12 protein-coding genes are annotated in these 19,703 nt (G+C 66.4%); 8 read left to right on the forward strand and 4 right to left on the reverse strand.

Annotated elements, in window-relative coordinates:
* Positions 1 to 38: 38 nt before the first annotated feature.
* Positions 39 to 932 carry a class A beta-lactamase gene (bla, locus tag DGN21_RS14755; RefSeq protein WP_126966258.1) on the reverse strand — a complete coding sequence of 298 codons (894 nt, stop codon included), beginning with the start codon at positions 930 to 932 and terminating at the stop codon, positions 39 to 41.
* 100 nt (positions 933 to 1,032) lie between these two features.
* On the opposite strand from bla, the gene ampR reads away from it, so the two are divergent.
* Entirely contained in the window at positions 1,033 to 1,908 is an 876-nt protein-coding gene (ampR, locus tag DGN21_RS14760; protein WP_126966259.1) for a LysR family transcriptional regulator AmpR, read from the forward strand.
* 18 nt (positions 1,909 to 1,926) lie between these two features.
* Here the strand turns inward: ampR and DGN21_RS14765 are convergent, their stop codons facing one another.
* Positions 1,927 to 2,427, reverse strand: a complete 501-nt coding sequence (locus DGN21_RS14765) for a YcxB family protein (protein WP_046343867.1) — start codon at positions 2,425 to 2,427, stop codon at positions 1,927 to 1,929.
* A 50-nt stretch (positions 2,428 to 2,477) separates the two neighbouring features.
* The gene (locus tag DGN21_RS14770; RefSeq protein WP_126966260.1) at positions 2,478 to 4,394 is read right to left on the reverse strand and encodes an ABC-F family ATP-binding cassette domain-containing protein; all 1,917 of its coding nucleotides are present in this window, start codon (positions 4,392 to 4,394) and stop codon (positions 2,478 to 2,480) included.
* 177 nt (positions 4,395 to 4,571) lie between these two features.
* Here DGN21_RS14770 and DGN21_RS14775 point away from each other — a divergent pair, with 177 nt between their 5' ends.
* The 4 genes from DGN21_RS14775 (at position 4,572) to DGN21_RS14790 (ending at position 12,995) form a co-directional block, all read left to right on the forward strand.
* Positions 4,572 to 6,956: a TonB-dependent receptor gene (locus DGN21_RS14775; protein WP_215824971.1), complete on the forward strand. Its 2,385-nt coding sequence runs from the start codon at positions 4,572 to 4,574 to the stop codon at positions 6,954 to 6,956.
* A 237-nt stretch (positions 6,957 to 7,193) separates the two neighbouring features.
* Positions 7,194 to 7,619 (forward strand): VOC family protein, encoded by a 426-nt coding sequence (locus DGN21_RS14780; protein ID WP_160954771.1) that lies wholly within the window; start codon positions 7,194 to 7,196, stop codon positions 7,617 to 7,619.
* 274 nt (positions 7,620 to 7,893) lie between these two features.
* Positions 7,894 to 10,281 carry a TonB-dependent receptor gene (locus DGN21_RS14785; protein WP_126966262.1) on the forward strand — a complete coding sequence of 796 codons (2,388 nt, stop codon included), beginning with the start codon at positions 7,894 to 7,896 and terminating at the stop codon, positions 10,279 to 10,281.
* Positions 10,282 to 10,595: 314 nt separating this feature from the next.
* A complete protein-coding gene (locus DGN21_RS14790; RefSeq protein WP_126966263.1) occupies positions 10,596 to 12,995 on the forward strand; it encodes a TonB-dependent receptor in 2,400 nt (799 codons plus the stop codon).
* A 193-nt stretch (positions 12,996 to 13,188) separates the two neighbouring features.
* Here the strand turns inward: DGN21_RS14790 and DGN21_RS14795 are convergent, their stop codons facing one another.
* Complete coding sequence (locus DGN21_RS14795; protein ID WP_126966264.1) at positions 13,189 to 14,382, reverse strand: cytochrome P450; 1,194 nt, start codon at positions 14,380 to 14,382, stop codon at positions 13,189 to 13,191.
* Positions 14,383 to 14,828: 446 nt separating this feature from the next.
* On the opposite strand from DGN21_RS14795, the gene ybaL reads away from it, so the two are divergent.
* The 3 genes from ybaL (at position 14,829) to DGN21_RS14810 (ending at position 19,636) form a co-directional block, all read left to right on the forward strand.
* Positions 14,829 to 16,526, forward strand: a complete 1,698-nt coding sequence (gene ybaL / locus DGN21_RS14800; RefSeq protein ID WP_126966265.1) for a YbaL family putative K(+) efflux transporter — start codon at positions 14,829 to 14,831, stop codon at positions 16,524 to 16,526.
* A 215-nt stretch (positions 16,527 to 16,741) separates the two neighbouring features.
* Complete coding sequence (locus tag DGN21_RS14805; protein ID WP_126966266.1) at positions 16,742 to 17,503, forward strand: aldolase/citrate lyase family protein; 762 nt, start codon at positions 16,742 to 16,744, stop codon at positions 17,501 to 17,503.
* Positions 17,504 to 19,636, forward strand: coding sequence for a TonB-dependent siderophore receptor (locus tag DGN21_RS14810; protein ID WP_126966267.1), 2,133 nt, complete (start codon positions 17,504 to 17,506; stop codon positions 19,634 to 19,636).
* Positions 19,637 to 19,703 lie beyond the last annotated feature (67 nt).

The following is a 19,703-nucleotide window of genomic DNA, read 5'->3' on the forward strand; positions in this document are numbered from 1 at the left end:
ACGCGACATGGATCGCGGGAGGCAGCGGGTCGTTGCGCTCACCCCACGATGCTGTCGCGCACCGCGGCCGCCACTGCCTTCAACGCCGCGTCGCGCGCATCGCTGTCGACGCTGGCGCCATTCAAGTACGCGGTGAGCAGCAATGGCGCCTTGCCTGCCGGTGGCCAGATGATGGCGATGTCGTTGCGGGTGTCGCTGCCGTTGCTGCCGGTCTTGTCGCCGATCTTCCAGCCGCGCGGCAGGCCGGCGCGCAGGCAGGTATCGCCGGTGCGGTTGTCGATCATCCAGTCGGTCAGCTGCTTGCGCGAGGCCGGTTGCAGCGCGTTGCCGAGCAGCAGGGTGCGCAAGGTGGCGGCCATTGCCGCCGGCGTGGTGGTATCGCGCGGGTCGCCAGGGGCAAACCGGTTCATCTCCGGCTCGCGGCGGTCGCTGCGGGTGTGCGCATCGCCGATGCCGCGCAGGAAGGCGGTCAGGCCGGCCGGGTTGCCGACCAGCGGAAACAGCAGGTTGGCGGCCGGATTGTCGCTGTAGATCATCGTGGCCCGGCAGAGCTCGGCCACGCTCAGCGCCCCGCCGACATGGCGCTCGGTGACCGGGGCATGCTCGAGCATGTCGGAGGCGCGGATCGTTACCCGTTGCGCCAATGTCAGCTCGCCCCTGTCCACCCGCTGCAGTACCGCCGCAGCCAATACAAATTTGAAGGTGCTGCACATCGGAAAGCGCTCGTCTTCGCGCTGGCCGAGGCGCCTGCCGGTGGCGCTGTCGAGCAGGCTGATGCCCAGGCGGCCGCCGCTGCGGCGTTCGATCTCCGCCCACTGCGCCCGCAGCACATCGTCCACCGTCATCGCCGGCGTGAGTGCCCATGCAGGTCTGGAGGCCGCAAGCAGCACGCCCGCGCCGGTTGCGTACAGGAATTGTCGACGGTTCAACATGCAGCAGCCTCCAGGGAAGAGCCCGCAGTATCGGCGCATGCCGGCCACCGGACTATTGCGATGTTTCGATCCCTGGCATGAATTGAACTAATCTCTGTGCATGCCACGCCCCCGCCTCCCGCTCAACGCCTTGCGCGCCTTCGAGGCCGCCGCGCGCCACCAGAACCTGACCCGCGCCGCGAGCGAGCTGTGCGTCAGCCAGGCCGCACTCAGCCACCAGATCAAGGCGCTGGAGCAGCAACTGGGCAGCAGCCTGTTCCACCGCCTGCCACGCGGCGTGGCGCTCACCGACGAGGGCGCGGCGCTGGCACCGGTGCTCAGCGAGGCCTTCGACCGCATCGCGGCGACCCTGGAGCGCTTTGCCGATGGGCGCTATCGCGAGGTGCTCAGCGTCGGCGTGGTCGGCACCTTCGCCACCGGCTGGCTGCTGCCGCGATTGCCAGCGTTTCATGCCGCGCATCCGGAGATCGAATTGCGCCTCTCCACCCACAACAACCGGGTCGATCTGGCTGGCGAAGGGCTGGATCTGGCGATCCGTTTCGGCGACGGCGACTGGCAGGGCCAGATCGCCCATGCGCTGATGGAGGCGCCGTTTGCGCCGGTGTGCGCGCCCAGCATGGCGCGGGGCCTGCGCACACCGGCCGATCTGGCCCAGCTGCCGTTATTGCGCTCGTACCGTCTGGACGAATGGCCGCAGTGGTTTCGCGCGGCGGGCGTGGCCGAAGTCGCCGCACGCGGGGCGATGTTCGATTCGTCGTTGACGCTGGCCAGCGCGGCGGCCGCCGGTGCCGGCGTGGCGTTGTTGCCGTTGCCGATGTTTCGCCAGGATCTGGATGCCGGGCGCCTGGTCTGCCCGTTCCCGATCCAGATCGACGCCGGACGCTATTGGCTCACCCGGCTGCGCTCGCGCCCGGAAGGCGATGCCGATGCGCGATTGCGCGACTGGCTGACAACAGAGCAACAGCGCTCAGGTTGAGCGAGCCCGCCGCTGCGCTCAGCGGCGCGCGGATGCCGCGATCCCCTGCACCGCCACGCGGCGAAACGCCTCGTAGTGCGCCCTGTCGGCGAACCAGTGCGGGGCGAACAGCTCGAACAAGCGGTCGTTGTGATACAGCAGCAGCACCCGCTCGTTCTCGCGGTAGCGGATGTAATCGGACCAGGGCCGGCGCAGTCGCCCGTCTGCCCAGGTGATCTCCAGCCCGGTCTCGTCCCACGCAAAGGTGTAGGTATGCCGCAGCGCGGCCTGCTGCGCGTGCAGGCGTTTGATCTTCCGCGGCAAGCCCCAGACGTGCAACACCACCAGGCCGATCAAGCCGCCGCCTCCGGCACCGATCAGCATCGGGCCGATGATTTCGCCGGCCCCGATCAGTTGCAGCAACCCCGCCCCGATCAACAGCAGGACCACCAGGATCACGATCAATAGCTTGGCCGTCTGTCGCGCATGCAGGCGCTGCGCGGCCAGATGGTCTTCCAGACTGATGGTGGCGCTGATCATGTTGCCTACCTCCCTGTGCTTGGCCCCACGCGCATCGTAACGCCTGCGCGTTACGCGCCTTCGATCAACTCCATCCACGCCGCCTCGGCGGCGGCCAGCTGCTGCGCCGTGGCCTCACGGTCGCGGCCCAGCACCGCCATCTTGTCGGTGTCGGCATAGTTCGCCGGGTTGGCCAGCTGGCGGTCGAGCTCTGCCAACGCGGCTTCCAGCTCGCCGACGCGCTTTTCCGCGCTGGCCAGCTTGTGCGGGTTGACGGCTTTCTTCGGCGGCAGCGGCTTGGTCGGCGGCGGCGGGGTCGGCGCCACTTCGGCCATCTTCTGCTTGGTGCCCTGGGCGGCCGGGCGGCTGCGCAGCCAGGCGGCGTATTCGTCCAGATCGCCAGCGAACGGCTCGACCACGCCATCGGCCACGCGCCAGAAACTGTCGCAGACCAGGCCGATCAGATGGCGGTCATGCGAGACCATCACGATGGCGCCTTCGAAGTCGCTCAGCGCTTCGGCCAGGGCCTCGCGCATTTCCAGGTCCAGATGGTTGGTCGGTTCGTCCAGCAGCAGCACGTTCGGCTGCTGCCAGGCGATCAGCGCCAGCGCCAGACGCGCGCGCTCGCCGCCGGAAAACCCATCCACCACTTCGAAGGCGCGGTCGCCAGCGAAGTTCCATTTGCCCAGGAAATCACGGAACGCCTGATTGGCGCCATCCGGCGACAGCTCGCGGAAGTGATCCATCGGCGACTGGCCCTCGTGCAGCGATTCCACCGTGTGCTGGGCGAAGTAGCCGATCCGCAGATCCGGATGCGCACTGCGCTCGCCCGACAGCGGCTGCAGCTCGCCCACCAGCGTCTTGACCAGTGTTGACTTACCCGCACCATTCGGCCCCAGCAACCCGATCCGGTCACCCGCCTCCAATCCGAATCCGACATCGTGCAACACGGTAATCGCATCGCTGGACCCCAGCTTTTGCGATTCCCCATTCCCGATTCCCGATTCCCGCGGCGCAGCCGCATACCCGCACGCAGCGTGATTCAGCCGGATCAACGAAAACGGCAACCGATTGGGCTGGGCGAACTGGATGCGGAATTCGCGCTCGGCGCGTACCGCCTCGGTGCCGGCCATCTTGGCCAGGCGCTTCATGCGGCTCTGTGCCTGGGTGGCCTTGCTGGCCTGCGCCTTGAAGCGGTCGATGAAGCTCTGCAGATGCGCACGCTCGGCCTGTTCCTTGTCGTGGGCGATCTGCTGCTGACGCAGGTGCTCGATGCGCTGGCGCTCGAAATCGGTATAGCCGCCGACGTACAGCTTGGCGGTGCCGCCGTGCAGATGCAGCGTATGCGTGGCCACGTTGTCGAGGAACTCGCGGTCATGCGAAATCAGCAGCAAGGTGCCCGGGTACTTGAGCAGCCATTGCTCCAGCCACAGCACCGCATCCATGTCCAGGTGGTTGGTCGGTTCGTCCAGCAGCAGCAGGTCGCTGGGCATCATCAGCGCGCGCGCCAGGTTCAGGCGCACCCGCCAGCCGCCGGAGAACGAGGACACCGCGCGGTGATGGGTGTCGGCCGGGAAGCCCAGGCCGTGCAGCAACTTGCCGGCACGCGCCTCGGCGTCGTAGGCGCCGAGCTCGGCCATCTTCTGGTGCGCATTGGCGACCGCTTCCCAGTCCTCACGCGCAGTGGCTGCGGCCTCTTCCTGCAGGATCGCCGAGACCTCGATGTCGCCGCCGAGCACGAACGACAGCGCCGGATCGGGCAGCGACGGGGTTTCCTGCGAGACGCTGGCGGTGCGCACCTTGCCGGGCAGGTCGACATCGCCCTTGTCCGCTTCCAGTTCGCCCTTGACCGCGGCGAACAGGCTCGACTTGCCGGTGCCATTGCGGCCCACCACACCAACGCGGTAGCCGGCATGCATGGTCAGGTCGACGTTGGACAACAGCAGACGCTCGCCGCGTCGCATGGAGAAGTTGCGCAGGGAAATCATTGATGGACAGTCCGATAGAACGAAAAGGAATGAGCAGATGAGCAGCACTCCTGCGACGCCATTCTAGCGTTAACGAATAATTAGCGCCTTCGGGCTGGCCGTCGTTCCCTTCGCATCGCCGCGACCAGACCCCGCCCAGCCTTGCTGGTCCTGCCTGGACCCCCGTTCGGAGTTGTCATGAATTACCCGTTGTCCACGCTCGCAACCGCCGTCGTTGCGGCGCTGCTCGCCTCCCCCGCCTTCGCCCAGACCGCCACCCCGGCCAGCGCGCCCGCCAATACGCTCGATACCGTCATCGTCACCGGCACCCGCGTCTCCGACCGTACCGTGGCCGAGTCGCAGTCGCCGATCGACATCATCAGCGCCGAGTCGCTGCAGGCCACCGGCACCTCGGAGCTGGCCACCGCGTTGGCCCGCGCGCTGCCGTCGCTGAACTTCCCGCGCCCGGCCCTGAGCGACGGCACCAGCGCGATCCGTCCCGCGCAGCTGCGCGGCCTGTCGCCGGACCAGGTGCTGGTGCTGGTCAACGGCAAGCGCCGCCACACCTCCTCGCTGCTCAACCTCAACGGCACCATCGGCCGTGGCGCCGCGGCAGTGGACCTGAACACCATTCCGGTGGCGGCGATCGCGCGCGTGGAAGTGCTGCGCGACGGCGCCTCGGCGCAGTACGGCTCCGATGCCATCGCCGGTGTGGTCAACATCGTGCTCAAGGGCGCGGAGAAGGGCGGCAGCCTGCAGGCCGGCTTCGGCCAGTATTCGGCCGGCGACGGCAGCAACTACGAGCTGTCCGGCGACACCGGCGTGGCCTACGGCAACGAGCGCGGCTGGCTGCACGTGGCCGCCCAGCTCAACCAGCAGGACCCCACCGACCGCGCGCGCGGCTATGCCGGCGCACCCAGCGCCTCGCAGCCGGCCGTGGGCCAGAAGGCGTTCAAGATCGGCGACCCGGACGTGAATGCGCAGGCGGTGTCGGCCAATACCGAGTTCGCCTTCAGCGACAGCATCACCGGCTACGCCTTCGCCTCCGCCAGCAACCGCGACATCACCTCGTTCGCGTTCTTCCGCGCGCCGGGCAGCAGCCAGAACATCCTGTCGGTGTATCCGCAGGGCTTCCTGCCGGAAATCCAGACCTACGCCAAGGACCGCTCGCTGGTGGCCGGCGTGCGCGGTTCCACCGCTAGTGGCTGGGACTGGGATGCCAGCTACAACTACGGCTACAACAAGATCGATTTCCACACCCGCAACACCCTCAACGTCAGCCTGGGGCCGAGCTCGCCGACCTCCTTCTACGATGGCGCGCTGGAGACCACGCAGAACATCGTCAACCTGGACGTCAAGCGCGGCTTCGACTGGGGCCTGGCGTATCCGGTGACGGTGGCCTTCGGTGCCGAATACCGCAACGAGAAGTGGAACCAGTCGCCGGGCGAAGTGGGCTCGTATTTCCAGGCCGGCGCACTGGCCGGTGGCGCGCAGGGCTTTGGCGGATTCGCGCCCAGCGTGTCCGGGCGATACTCGCGTGACAGCTACGCGCTGTACGCAGATCTGGAAGCCGATTTCACCGACAAGTTCTCCGCCGGCCTGGCCGGGCGCTACGAAGACTTCAACGACTTCGGCAGCCAGGCATCGGGCAAGTTGTCCGGGCGCTATGCGTTCACCGACAAGATCGCGCTGCGCGGCACGGTGGCGTCGGGCTTCCGCGCGCCATCGCTGGCGCAGCAGTATTTCCAGTCCACCAGCACCACCTTCCTGGCCGGCAATCCGAACCCGTTCGAGATCCGCACCTTCCCGGCCGACAGCAACGTGGCGCGCGCGCTGGGCGCAGAGCCGCTGGATGCCGAGACCTCGCTGTCCTACAGCCTGGGCCTGGTGCTGCAGCCGACCGATGCGCTCTACCTCACCGTGGATGCGTACCAGATCGACGTGGACGACCGCATCGTGCTGTCGTCCAACCTCACCGGCACCGGCGTGCGTAACCTGCTCGAAGCGCAGGGCATCTTCGGCATCAACGGCGGGCGCTACTTCACCAATGCGGTGGATACGCGCACGCGCGGCGTGGACGTGGTCGGCAGCTACCGCTGGCAGCTCGCCGCCAGCAGCGTGGACCTGACCGCCGGCTACAACTATTCGGAAACCGAAGTGCGCAGCGTCGCCGCCAATCCGGCTGCGTTGTCGGCCAACGGGCTGAGCCTGGAGCGCATCGACCGCACCGAACGCGGTCGCATCGAGGAAGGCTTCCCGCGCGACAAGTTCCTGGTCAACGGTAGCTGGAACCTGGAGCACTGGACGCTGGCATTGGGTGCCACGCGCTATGGCAAGTACAGCACGCGTCCGGCCGCGGCGATCAACGACCAGACCTTCGGCGCCAAGTGGGTGGTGGATGCCTCGGCCAGCTACAAGATCGATCGCTGGACGCTGACCCTGGGTGCGGACAATCTGCTGGACGAGTACCCGGACGAGAACAACTTCGCCAACTCCACCAGCGGGCAGTTCCCGTACAGCAATCTGTCGCCGTTCGGCTTCAACGGTGCCTACGTGTACGGCCGCATCAACTATCGCTGGTAATCAAGACAGCGCTCCACACTGCTGCGGTGTTGCCACGCGTTGGTTGCTGACGCGCGCGGCACGACCGCATCCTGACGCCTGACCACACGCCCCGGCTTGCCCGGGGCGTGTGCGTTTTATCCGTTGTCCGTGCGGCGTTTGATGCAGCCATCCAGGCGCGGGCATCGATGCGCCGTGAAGAGCTGCCGGCGGCTACGGTGGTATCAACACCGCTTCCACCCTGCCGGAGCACCCACCATGGACGCAGCGCAGCTCTCACGTGGCCGCCTGATCGATCACCTGCATCTGGTCGTCCACGATCTGGCGGCGAGCCGACGTTTCTACCAGGCGGTGCTCGATGTGCTGGGCATTCCGATCGGTGGCGAAGGCGAGGGATTCTTCTGGGCCGACGAGCTATTCGTGTCCGATCGCGACACGATGGCGCAAGGCCAACTCACCGGCCGCCACCATCTGGCCTTCCAGGCGCACGACGTGGCCATGGTGCATGCATTCCATCAGACCGCCCTCGCCCACGGCGGTCGCGACAACGGCGCGCCGGGCGTGCGCCCCTATCACCCCAGCTACTACGCTGCGTTCGTGCTCGACCCGGATGGCAACAACATCGAAGCGGTGTTCCATGGTCCTGCGCAACGCAGTGCCGATGCGGTGCAGATCACGTTCTGATGCAGAAGTTTCATATCTCGTATCGATGTCCATGATGGTGCAGGCAAGCGGCTGATACCGCAGGTCTGGTGCAAACTACGCATCACTTTGGTGCACGATGACAACGATGGCAGTAGCACGTCATACATGACAGTTACTTGCGCAACGTAACCAAAATTTGACATGCGGTTACACGTGGTTAATGGTTGGGAACGCACCGCAGCTGCCGCAACGGACGCGGCCCGGGAGGGGGCCCCCTGCGATGCATCCGTTCCCCACTCGGAGTTGTCACCGCATGAATTGCAAGACCAGTCCACTCGCAGTTGCCGTTGTTCTTGCACTGTCGTTTTCCGCTTCAAACGCGTCCGCGCAGTCACAGGCTCCCACCCAGAAAACGCTCGATACCTTGATCGTGACCGGCACGCGCGTGGCCGATCGCACCGTGGCCGAATCGGCATCGCCGATCGACATCATCTCGCCACAGGCACTGGAATCGACCGGCACCACCGAGCTGGCTACCGCGCTGTCACGCGCGATCCCCTCGTTGAATTTCCCCCGCCCGGCCATCTCCGACGGCTCGGACGCAGTGCGCCCGGCGCAGCTGCGCGGCCTGTCGCCCGACCAGGTGCTGGTGCTGGTCAACGGCAAGCGCTATCACAGCACCGCGTTGATCAATCTCAACGACACCCAGGGCCGTGGTTCGTCGCCGGCCGATCTCAACACCATTCCGATCGCCGCAGTGGAGCGCATCGAAGTGCTGCGTGACGGCGCATCGGCGCAATACGGTTCGGATGCGATTGCCGGCGTGATCAACATCGTGCTCAAGGGCAGCGGCGAAGGCGGCAGCGTCAATGGCCGCTACGGCAAGTACAGCGCCGGCGATGGCGAGCAGTATCAGCTGTCCGGCGATGCCGGTTTCAGCTTTGCCGGCACCGGCAAGGTGCATCTGGCCGCACAGGCGGGACATTCGGACCAGACCAACCGCGCACTGCCATTCCAGGGCCGCGTGGAGCAGCGTTACGGCGATCCGGACATCGACCAGGGCGCGATCTCCTTCAATGGCGAATACAGCCCCACCGATTACCTGACCTTCTACTCGTTCGGCATGGTCAGCCGCCGCGAAGTGCTCTCCAACGGCTACTTCCGCTTTGCCGGCGACAACCGCAACCGCCCGGAAATCTATCCGGACGGCTTCCTGCCGCAGATCTACAACGTCAGCAAGGACGTGTCGTGGGTGGGCGGCTTGAAGACCTCCACCGAAGGCGGCTTGAACATCGACCTGAGCTACAACTACGGCCAGAACAATCTCACCTTCGATGTGCGCAACAGCTTGAACAACAGCCTGGGCCTGGCCAGCCCGACCGACTTCCATGCCGGTACGCTGGAAGTGACCCAGAACGTGCTCAATGCCGACTTCACCAGGACGCTCGACTGGGGCCTGGCGTATCCGGTCACGCTGGCCTTCGGTGCGGAATGGCGCGGCGAGAAGTTCAACCAGTCGCCCGGCGACGCGGCGTCCTCGGCCAATGGCGGCATTCCCTCTGCGGCAGGCACACTGATCCCGGGCGCACAGGTGTTTCCCGGCTTCAAACTCTCCGACGCCGGCTACTACAACCGCAACAGCCATTCGGCGTACGTCGATCTGGAAGCGGATCTGACCGAAAAGCTTTCGGCCGGTCTGGCCGGGCGCTACGAGAAGTACAGCGACTTCGGCGATACCGCCACCGGCAAGCTGTCGTTGCGTTACGCGTTCACCGACAAGGTGGCCGTCCGCGCCACCGCCTCCACCGGGTTCCGTGCGCCGTCGTTGCAGCAGCAGAACTTCCAGTCGATCGCCACGCAGTTCCTCAACGTGGCCCAGCCCAACGGCACGGTCACCGCGATCCCGTTCGAGATCGGCACCTTCCGTACCGACAACCCGGCCGCGATCGCACTCGGCGCCGAGCCGTTGAAGGCCGAGGAATCCAAGAACTACGGTCTTGGCGTGGTGCTGCAGCCGATCGAAAACCTGTACATCACGGTCGATGCGTACCGCATCGATATCGATGACCGCATCGTGCTGTCGGAAAACCTCACCTCCAATGCGGCGCGCAATTATCTGCAGGCCAATGGCTTCCCGGGCATCGGTGGCGGGCGCTACTTCACCAACGCGGTGGACACCAAGACCCAAGGCGTGGATGCGGTCGGCACCTATCGCTGGAACCTGGACGGCGGCAGCGCGGAGCTGACCTCCGGCTACAACTACAACAAGACCGAAGTGGAACGGGTCGCCGACAACCCGGCAGCGCTGGAAGCGATCGATCCGGGTGCGGTGCGCATCGGCCGCGCCGAACTCGGTCGCATCACCGAAGGCACGCCGCGCGACAAGTTCTTCCTGGGCGGCACCTGGTCGCCAGGCAACTGGTCGTTCACCGGCACCGCCACGCGCTGGGGCGAGTTCAGCACCTTCGGCACCAACGCCGGCAGCGACCAGACCTATGCGGCCAAGTGGACGCTGGACCTGGCCGCGTCCTACAAGTTGAACGACTGGAACTTCACCATCGGCGGCGACAACGTGCTCAACGAGTATCCCGACCGCCAGGAAGCCGGCCTGGGCACGCGCACCTACCTGCCCTACAGCAGCGCCTCGCCGTTCGGTTTCAACGGTGCGCTGGTGTACGCCAACGTGAGCTACAAGTGGTAAATCGCCGCGTGCCGGTCGGCAGCGACCGGCATGTCGATCGCCTCGTCCCGCCTCGCTGAGACGGGGCAGCACGCCCGCAGCATCGCTCGCCCTTTCCGATTGTCGCGAAAGGGCGAGCTCCCCCCCTTCTTTCGCAAGGATGCGCCACGCAGCACACGCTGCGTCGCAGTCTGCTGTCTTGCTGTGCACGTCGCCTTGCCAGCGCACACGCGCTGCGCGCAGGCAACCCGGGTCACGCAGTCCGCCGTCGTCTTCCCCCGGCAATGCGCGCAGCGCATCGCTGCGTCCACCATCCCATTTGAGTCTTCATTCCCATGCACACCTCCAACGCACTCTCGCTTGCGATCTCGGTCGCACTCACCGTCTGTACGTTCGCTGCCAGTGCGCAATCGCAGCCTGCCCAGCCGCAGAAAACCCTGGATACCCTGATCGTCACCGGTACGCGCGTCAGCGACCGCACGGTGGCCGAATCCGAATCGCCGATCGACATCATCACCGAGCAGTCGCTGCAGGCCACCGGCGCCACCGACATCGCCACCGCGCTGGGCAAGCTGCTGCCATCGCTGAACTTCCCGCGCCCGGCGATCTCCGACGGCAACGATGCCGCGCGTCCGGCCACGCTGCGCGGCCTGTCGCCGGATGCGGTGCTGGTGCTGGTGGACGGCAAGCGCTATCACACCTCCTCGCTGATCAACTACAACCCGTACGTCGGCCGCGGCTCGGCGCCGGCGGACCTGAACTCGCTGCCGATGTCGGCGATCGCGCGCATCGAAGTGCTGCGTGACGGCGCCTCGGCCCAGTACGGCTCCGATGCGATCGCCGGCGTGGTCAATATCGTGCTCAAGCATGGCGCCGATGCCGGCAGCAACAGCGTGTCGGTCAATGGCGGCATCATGGACAAGGGCGATGGCGAGCAGAACGGCATCGACGGCTCGGTCGGCCTGCCGTTCGGCGGCAGCGGCGGCGACACCGCGCCGGGCTGGGTACGGTTGTCGTGGAACTACCAGAACACCATGAGCACCAACCGTGGCGAGAACACCAACCGCGCCACCACCGTGCCGGGCACGCCCAATCCGGGCGGTGTGCCCTACCAGCGCCACGGCGACCCGGCCTCCACGTTCTATCAGGGGCTGGCAGCATTCGGCTACGCGTTCTCGCCCAACCTGGAACTGTACGGCCACCTCAGCATGAGCCGTCGCGAGGTCACCTCCAACGGCTATTACCGCGCCGCCGACAACACCGCGCGCAATGTGCAGGCGATCTACCCGAACGGCTTCCTGCCGCAGATCTACAACCCCACCAACGACCGCTCGGCCGTGCTGGGTTTGAAAGGCAGCACCGAGAGCGAATGGAACTGGGACGTGTCGGCCACCTACGGCAAGAACGACATGACCTTCAACATCCTCAACAGCATCAACACCAACCTGTACTACACCACCGGCAGCTCGCCGACCAATTTCAATTCCGGTGGCTTCGAAACCGAACAGGGCACGGTCAACCTGGACATCAACAAGTCCTTCGACTGGGGCCTGGCGTATCCGGTCAATGTGGCCTTCGGTGCCGAGCATCGCCAGGACCGCTACCAGATCACCGCCGGCTCGCCGGAGTCGTACTTCTTCGACCCCAATACCATCAATCCCGACGACGGCGCGCCGTATCCGGGCGGCGCACAGGTGTTCTCCGGCCTGGAGCCGACGGTGGCCGGCAAGTTCGGACGCCACAGCAATGCGGTCTACGCCAACCTGGAAGCGGACATCACCGACAAGCTGTCCGGCGGCATCGCCGGGCGTTATGAAAACTACAGCGATGCCGGCTCCACGCGTTCGGGCAAGCTGTCGGCGCGCTACGCCTTCAGCGACACCTTCTCGCTGCGCGGCACCATCTCCAACGGCTTCCGCGCACCGTCGCTGGCCCAGCAGAACTACGCCTCGGTGGTGACGCTGATCCAGAACGGCGAGCTGGTGCAGGTCGGTACCTACCGCACCTCCGACCCGGTCGCGGTGGCGCTTGGCGCCGGCCCGCTGAGCCCGGAGAAATCCACCAACTACGGCCTGGGCGCAGTGTGGCAGCCGACCGCCAGCTTCACTTCCAGCCTGGACGTCTACCAGATCCGCATCTGGGACCAGATCCTGTATTCGGACCAGCTGCAGCTGGCGCAGCCGATCGGCCAGGTGGCCGCGGTGCAGTTCTTCGTCAACGGCGCCACCAGCCGCACCCGTGGCGTGGACTGGATCAACAGCTATCTCGCCGACCTGGGCAGCTACGGCAAGCTCAATCTCAGTGCCAGCGCCAACTACAACAAGACCACGATCCTGGAACTGTCCAACCCCAACTTCGGGCGCGCCAGCCAGGGCCTGCTCACCGACGCCACCCCGCGCACCAAGTACATGGCGGCGGCGGACTGGACGCTGGGCGGCTTTGCGCTGAACTTCAACGCCACCCGCTACGGATCGATCAAGCGCATCAGCGACCCGGCCGATGGCAGCCAGGACCAGACCTACGACGCGCGCTGGTTGTTGAACCTGGCCGCCAGCCAGACCTGGAGCGCGTTCACCTTCACCGTGGGCGCGGACAACCTCACCAATCAGTATCCGACCAAGGCGCAGCTGACCACCGCCTACGACGACCGCGCCGGCGGCCTGCAGTATTCGTCGCTGTCGCCGTTCGGCTTCAACGGCCGCTACTGGTACGGGCGGGTCACCTACCGGTTCTGACCGGCGGGTTCGAGCGGATCTGACGATCGGTACATGCGTCCACGCAAACACCGCCGAGTGATCGGCGGTGTTTGTCGTTGTGGGCATCTCGATTCGCGTGCAGCGGCCCTGCGTCATCTGCCGCGGTGATTGCCAGCGCTATGACTGCCGCAACACTGCGTGCCGACCAGGCGCTGCGCCGCCTGGCCGCAGCTCACCAGGAGGCGAGCAGCGCGTCCACACCACGCAGGTTGGCGCGATCGTTCCAGCTCAGCGTGTCCAGCTGCTCCAGCCGAAGCGCCGGCAGACGCGCGAGCAGGCAGGCCAGCGCGGCTTCCATTTCGATCAGCGCCAGCCGGTTGCCCAGGCAGTGGTGGATGCCGCCACCGAACGACAGCGCGCGACCCTGCTGGCGGCGGATATCCAGCAGCTGCGGGTCGGTGAACTGCAGCGTGTCGTGATTGGCCGCGCCCAGCATCAGATACAGCATGGCGCCCTGGGGAACCGCCACTCCCTCGATCTCAAAATCCTGCAACGCCGTGCGCGTGGCGATCTGCACCGAGCTGTCGTAGCGCATGCATTCGAGCACTGCATTGGGCAGCAGGCTCGGGGTTTCCCGCAGCAGGCGCAATTGCTGCGGATGCCGATGCAGCGCGACCAGCGCATTGCAGATCATGTTGGAAGTGGTTTCGTGGCCGGCAAAGAACAGCAGGATCACGTTGGAGACGATCTCCTCGTCGCTCAGGCGGCGGCCGTTGTCCTCGGCCTGGATGAAACGCGCGATCAGATCATCGCCGCCAGCGCTGCGCCGTTGCGCGATCACGCCGTGGAAATATGTTGCCAGCTGGTCGTACGCAACGCTGGTCGCCTGCAGTTCTTCCGCCGTCATCATCGGATCGAAGACTTTTGCCAGCGCGCTGGTCGCGTGGCTCAACGCGGTGACATCGGCGGCATCGATATCCAGCATCCGGCAGATGATGGCGATCGGCAGCGGGAACGCGAACTCGGTCAGCAGATCGCAGTGGCCGTTTGCCTGAAAGGCATCGATCAACCCGGCAGCGGTATCGCTGGCCACTTCACGCATGGACTCCATCTGCCGCGCACCAAAGGCCTGTGTCATCAGTCCGCGCAGCTGGGTGTGCAGCGGCGGGTTGAGCAGCAGGAACATGCGGCTCATGCCCTGGAACAGCGGCAGGTGCACCGCCGCCTCGCCGTAACGTAGACGAATGCTTTGCAGATAGTCGCGGCCGACCCGGCGGTCGCTGAGCAGGCGATCGACCACGGCGTAACGGCCGGACATCAGCCGCCCGTCTGCCACCTGCACCAACGCGCCTTCGGCGCGCAGGCGCGCGTAGGTCGGATAGGGATCGTGCCGGAACTGGGGTGTTGCCAAATCGCTGAGATGCATGGCCTGGCTCGTGTGGCGTCACCCGCAACAGGGGCGATGCATGCGTGGGCCTGCCGAAGGACGCAGGCGCTCCACTGGTAGCCCGGATTGTCGGCCGGCGCCGCGCTGCGACCTTGCGCAGGGGCGAAGCGGTGTCGTCAATGTTGAATCGGCGTGCCGGACTTGCGCCCTGCGTCGCAACTCGCACGCGCACGTGCGAGCCACAGCGGTTTACGCGCGGCGTCTGACCCATGGATCGGCCTGCGCGCATGCGCGGCGTGTCGCATCGCGTTAATCAAGCGCTGTGTACTATGGGCGTCCGGCCAACCGGACCAGCAACGCGGTCCCGGTTCCCCCGCGCCGGACTCCAGCCATGACCACGCAATGCCCGCAGGCGACGCCCGGCGCAGTGCCGTTGGCTGGTCGCGCCCGCGACGCTCTCTCGGACACTCTCACAACGGATTGGAATGCATCACGACACCAGCCTCATCGACATCATCGCCGTCGGCCTCGCGGTCGCTTTCGTGCTGGGCACGCTCGCACAGAAAGTGAAACTCTCGCCGCTGGTCGGCTATCTGCTGGCCGGCGTCTGCGTCGGGCCGTTTACGCCGGGCTTCGTGGCCGACCAGACCATGGCCAACCAGCTGTCCGAGCTGGGCGTGATGCTGCTGATGTTCGGCGTGGGCCTGCACTTCTCGCTCGACGATCTGATGGAAGTGAAATGGATCGCCATTCCGGGCGCGTTGGCGCAGATCGTGGTCGCCACGCTGCTTGGCTGGGCGCTGGCCTGGAGCATGGGCTGGCCGTTGATGCATGGGCTGGTGTTCGGCCTGGCACTGTCGGTGGCCAGTACCGTGGTGCTGCTGCGTGCACTGGAAGAACGCCGCCTGCTGGAAACCCAGCGCGGCCGCATCGCGGTGGGCTGGCTGATCGTCGAAGACCTGGTGATGGTGATCGCGCTGGTGATGTTGCCGGCCCTGGCCGAGGTGCTGGGCACCGCCGCGCCGGCCGCGGCGCATGCCGGCGAATCCACCTCGCTGCTGGCCGCGCTGGGCCTGACACTGTTCAAGATGGTGGCGTTCGTGGCGGTGATGCTGGTGGTCGGGCGGCGGGTGATTCCGTGGTCGCTGGAAAAGGTCGCCGCCACCGGCTCGCGCGAGCTGTTCACCCTGGCCGTGCTCGGCATCGCGCTGGGCGTGGCGTTCCTGTCGGCCACGCTGTTCGGGGTGTCGTTCGCGCTGGGCGCGTTCTTCGCCGGCATGTTGCTGAAGGAATCCGAGCTCAGCCACAAGGCCGCCAGCGATTCGCTGCCGTTGCGCGATGCGTTCGCGGTGCTGTTCTTCGTCTCGGTGGGCATGCTGTTCGACCCGATGATCCTGGTCGAGCATCCGTGGCAGGTGCTGGCCACGTTCCTGACCGTGACCCTGGGCAAGTCGCTGGCCGCATTCGTGATCGTGCGTGCATTCGGCCACCCCACCGGCACCGCGCTGACCATTTCCACCAGCCTGGCGCAGATCGGCGAGTTCTCCTTCATCCTGGCCGGGCTGGGCGTGCAGCTGGCGATCCTGCCGGAAACCGGGCGCGACCTGATCCTGGCCGGCGCGCTGCTGTCGATCATCGCCAACCCGTTCCTGTTCTCGTGGCTGGACCGCTGGCAGGCCAGGCAGGCGCAGGACGCCCCGGCCGCGGCGGAGCCGGAACTACCGCCCGGCCCGCCGCTGCCGCTGGATGGCCATGCCATCGTGATCGGCTACGGCCGCGTCGGCAGCGCGCTGGCGCAGCTGCTGCGTAGCCGCGGCGTACCGGTGCTGGTGATCGACGACAACAGCGATCATGTGGCCAAGGCGCATGCGGCCGGCATTCCCGGTATCCGCGGCAGTGCGGCGGCCGACCGCGTGCTGGCCGAGGCCCGCCCGGAGCACGCCAAGATCGCGATCCTGGCGATCCCGCAGCCGCTGGAAGCCGGCGAGGCGCTGGCCAAGCTGCGCGCGATCAACCCCTCGCTGACGCTGCTGGCGCGCGCGCACAGCGACACCGAGGTCAAGCACCTGCTCGAACACGGCGCCGACGGTGCGGTGCTGGCCGAACGCGAGCTGGCCTATTCGCTGGCCGAGATGGTGATGTCCACCCCGCCGTATCGGGCATTGCGCGTACCGGCGTCGTAACCGCAAGGCGGGGTAGCGCAGCGCTGCAAGACACGAAAACCCGCCGGCAGCGCCTGCGGGTTTTTTGTTGCCCGCCGGTGCTTCAGTGCAGAACGGCTCGCAACCGCGCATTGATCGAACTGCGACCAGGGCACCGAAAACTGCCCACCAAATCCACTTGATAATCATTCCCATCCGGAGCAGGATGAGCGCCCGTTTCCTTGGCGGCCTCATCCATGACGTTTGCGGTTGGCGTTCTCAACGCAGTGCCAAGCGTGCAGTTGTGCGAGCTGCTGGGCCGCATCGGCTACGGCTTTGTGGTGCTCGACCTGGAACATGCGCTGCGCGCGCCGGACGAACTGGAACACGCCATCCGCGCCTGCGAGCTGTCGGGCTGCGAGGCCTGGGTGCGCGTGCCGGAGGTGGACGAAAAACTGATCGGCCGCGTGCTGGATGCCGGCGCGCGCGGGATCGTGATTCCACGCGCCGAATCGGCCGCGCAACTGGCCGATGCCATCGCCGCGGCACGGTTCCCGCCACTGGGCCGGCGCGGCATCACCGGCGGGCGCGTCACCGGCTTCGGCAATGTCGACCTGCCCACCTACATCGCGCAGGCCAATCGCGATATCCGCATCGTGCCGATGATCGAAAGTGCGGCCGGCATTGCGGCAGTACCCGAGCTGCTGGCGCTGCCCGGCGTGGCACTGGTGATGGAAGGCGCGCTGGATCTTGCGCTGGACCTGGGCCTGGGCCCGCAACCAACCCATCCACAGGTGTGGGAGCTGCTGCTGCAACTGCATGCGCACTGCGTTGCGGCCAACGTGCCGTTCTGCCCCAATCCGCGCACCGACGCGCAACGCGCGCACTGGCTGCAACAGCCGGACCTGCGCTGGCTGCTGGCGGGCGAAGACCGCGCGCTGATTCAACGCGCACTGCGCGGCCACCTGGCCAGCTTCTCCGCACCCACTCCACCACCCGCCTGCAGGAGCACGCCGTAGATGTCGACGTTCCGTTTCCACGCCCTGACCATCGCCATCGCTGCGGCCACGTGGGCCCTGCCGCCGTTGGCGTTCGCCACCGAGTCGCCGGATGCGGCAGCCACCGATGCGCAGACGCCGATCCGTGCGCTGGACACGATCCAGGTGCAAGGCAGCCTGCTCGGGCGTTCCAGGCCCGACGACGTGCAGCGCTATGCCGGCAGCCGCCAGGTGATCGACCGCGAGCAACTGCGCAATGGCGGCAACCGCTCGCTGGACGATGCCCTGCAGCGCGTGCCGGGCATCAAGATCTTCGACGAGACCGGCACCGGGGCGTTGCCGCAGCTGATGCTGCGCGGCCTGTACGAAAGCCGCAGCGGCCGCGTGCAGGTGCTGGAAGACGGCATTCCGCTGGCACTGGCGCCGTACGGGCAGACCAGCCTGTCGTTGTTTCCGGTGGGACTGAACCAGATCGACCGCATCGATATCGTGCGCGGTGGCGCGGCCGTGCAGTACGGGCCGAACAATGTCGGCGGGGTGATCAATCTGGTCAGCAAGGAGATCCCCAGCGAGTGGAGTACCACGCTGGCGCACAAGGTCACCGCCGGCGGCCAGGGCCAGTTCCTGCAGGACAGCGCGCTCAGCAGCGGCGGCTACCTCACCGACAACCTCGGCCTGCAGGTCGATGCCAATCGCACTTACGGCGAGTACTGGCGCGCGCACAGCGATACCGATATCAGCAATCTGCGCGTGCGTGCGGAGTGGTGGCTGGACGACACCAAGTTGCTCAAGGCCAGCGTGCAGCGCTATCTGGTCGACATGGATCTGGCCGGCGCGCTCAGCCCCGACGATTACCGGCGCGACCCGCGCCAGTCCACGCGCCCGCTGGACAGCTTCAATGGGCGTACCACGCGTGCGTCGTTGAGCTATGAGCAGTTGTTCGGAGACTGGGGCCCGTTGAAAGATGTTCGGTTGTCCTGGACCAATTTCAGCGCGCGCAGCAGCCGCAACTTCATCGTCGGCATGCGCCAGGCCGCCACCGAAACCTGGCGTTCGGACCTGCCGCCGCAACTGCGCCAGACCGCACCGCGCGACTTCCGCGTGGTCGGCAGCGAGCCGCGGCTGAGCTGGAGCATGGGCGATGCCGGTGGCGTGCGTCAGCAGTGGACCACCGGCGTGCGTGCGGTGCACGAGGACATCGATTTTTTGGTCGGCAATCTGCGCCTGCGCGATGGCCTGTTCACCAGCGTGCGTGACTGGCAGTTCGAAGACCGTGCCCTGGCCGCCTACGTCAGCAATGCCATCACCCTGCCCGACGAACGCCTGACCATCACCCCGGGCCTGCGCTACGAGCGGCTGGATTCGCGCTATTTCAATCGCGCCACCGGCCTGCGCACGCGCAACCAGACCCGCGATGTATTGCCGGGGTTGACGGTGGGTTTCCAGGCCAACGCAGAATGGTTCTTCTACGCGGACGGGCAGCGCTCGCTGCGAGCGCCGCAGGTCACCCAGATCATCTTCGGCAACAACCTGGATGCCGAACTGGCATGGAATTACGAAGCCGGCACGCGTTACCAGCCCAACGACCGCACCCGCATCCAGCTAGGTGCGTATCTGATCGATTTCGATCAGCAGATCCAGCTGGACAACACCACGCGCGTGTTCCGCAACCTCGGCAAGACCCGCCATCAAGGCGGCGAGCTGGAACTGCAATGGAGCCCGGAAAACCTGCGCGCGCTCACCCTCAACGCCGGTTATGCGTATCTGGATGCCAGCCAGGAATCGGGCGCATTCCGCGGGCTGCGCGTGCCCTACACCTCGCGCAACCAGATCATCCTGGGCGGCAACTACACGCTCGGTCACACCACTGTCGCACTGTCGAGCTACTACTTCAGCAAGGCCTACAGCGACGCGGCGAACACCGTGCAGGAGAACGCGATCGCCTCGGTCGGCGAGTTGCCGTCGTACTGGGTATGGAACACGCAGGTGAGCCATACGCTGTTCGAACGCGATGGACAAAAATTCAGCGCGTCGCTGGCGATCAACAACCTGTTCGATCGGCAGTACTGGTTCCGCGGTGTGGATACCAGCCCGTGGGGCCGCCAGGCCGCGCCGTCGCGCACCGTCACCGCCGGGCTGGAGTACACGTTTTAGGCCTTCGACCCGGCACATGCCGTAGCGACCGACGTACAGGGGCGTCGGTCGGCTGACGGCAACGGCG

This window comes from Xanthomonas sp. MLO165, assembly GCF_018831305.1.
In the GTDB taxonomy this organism is placed as follows: domain Bacteria; phylum Pseudomonadota; class Gammaproteobacteria; order Xanthomonadales; family Xanthomonadaceae; genus Xanthomonas; species Xanthomonas arboricola.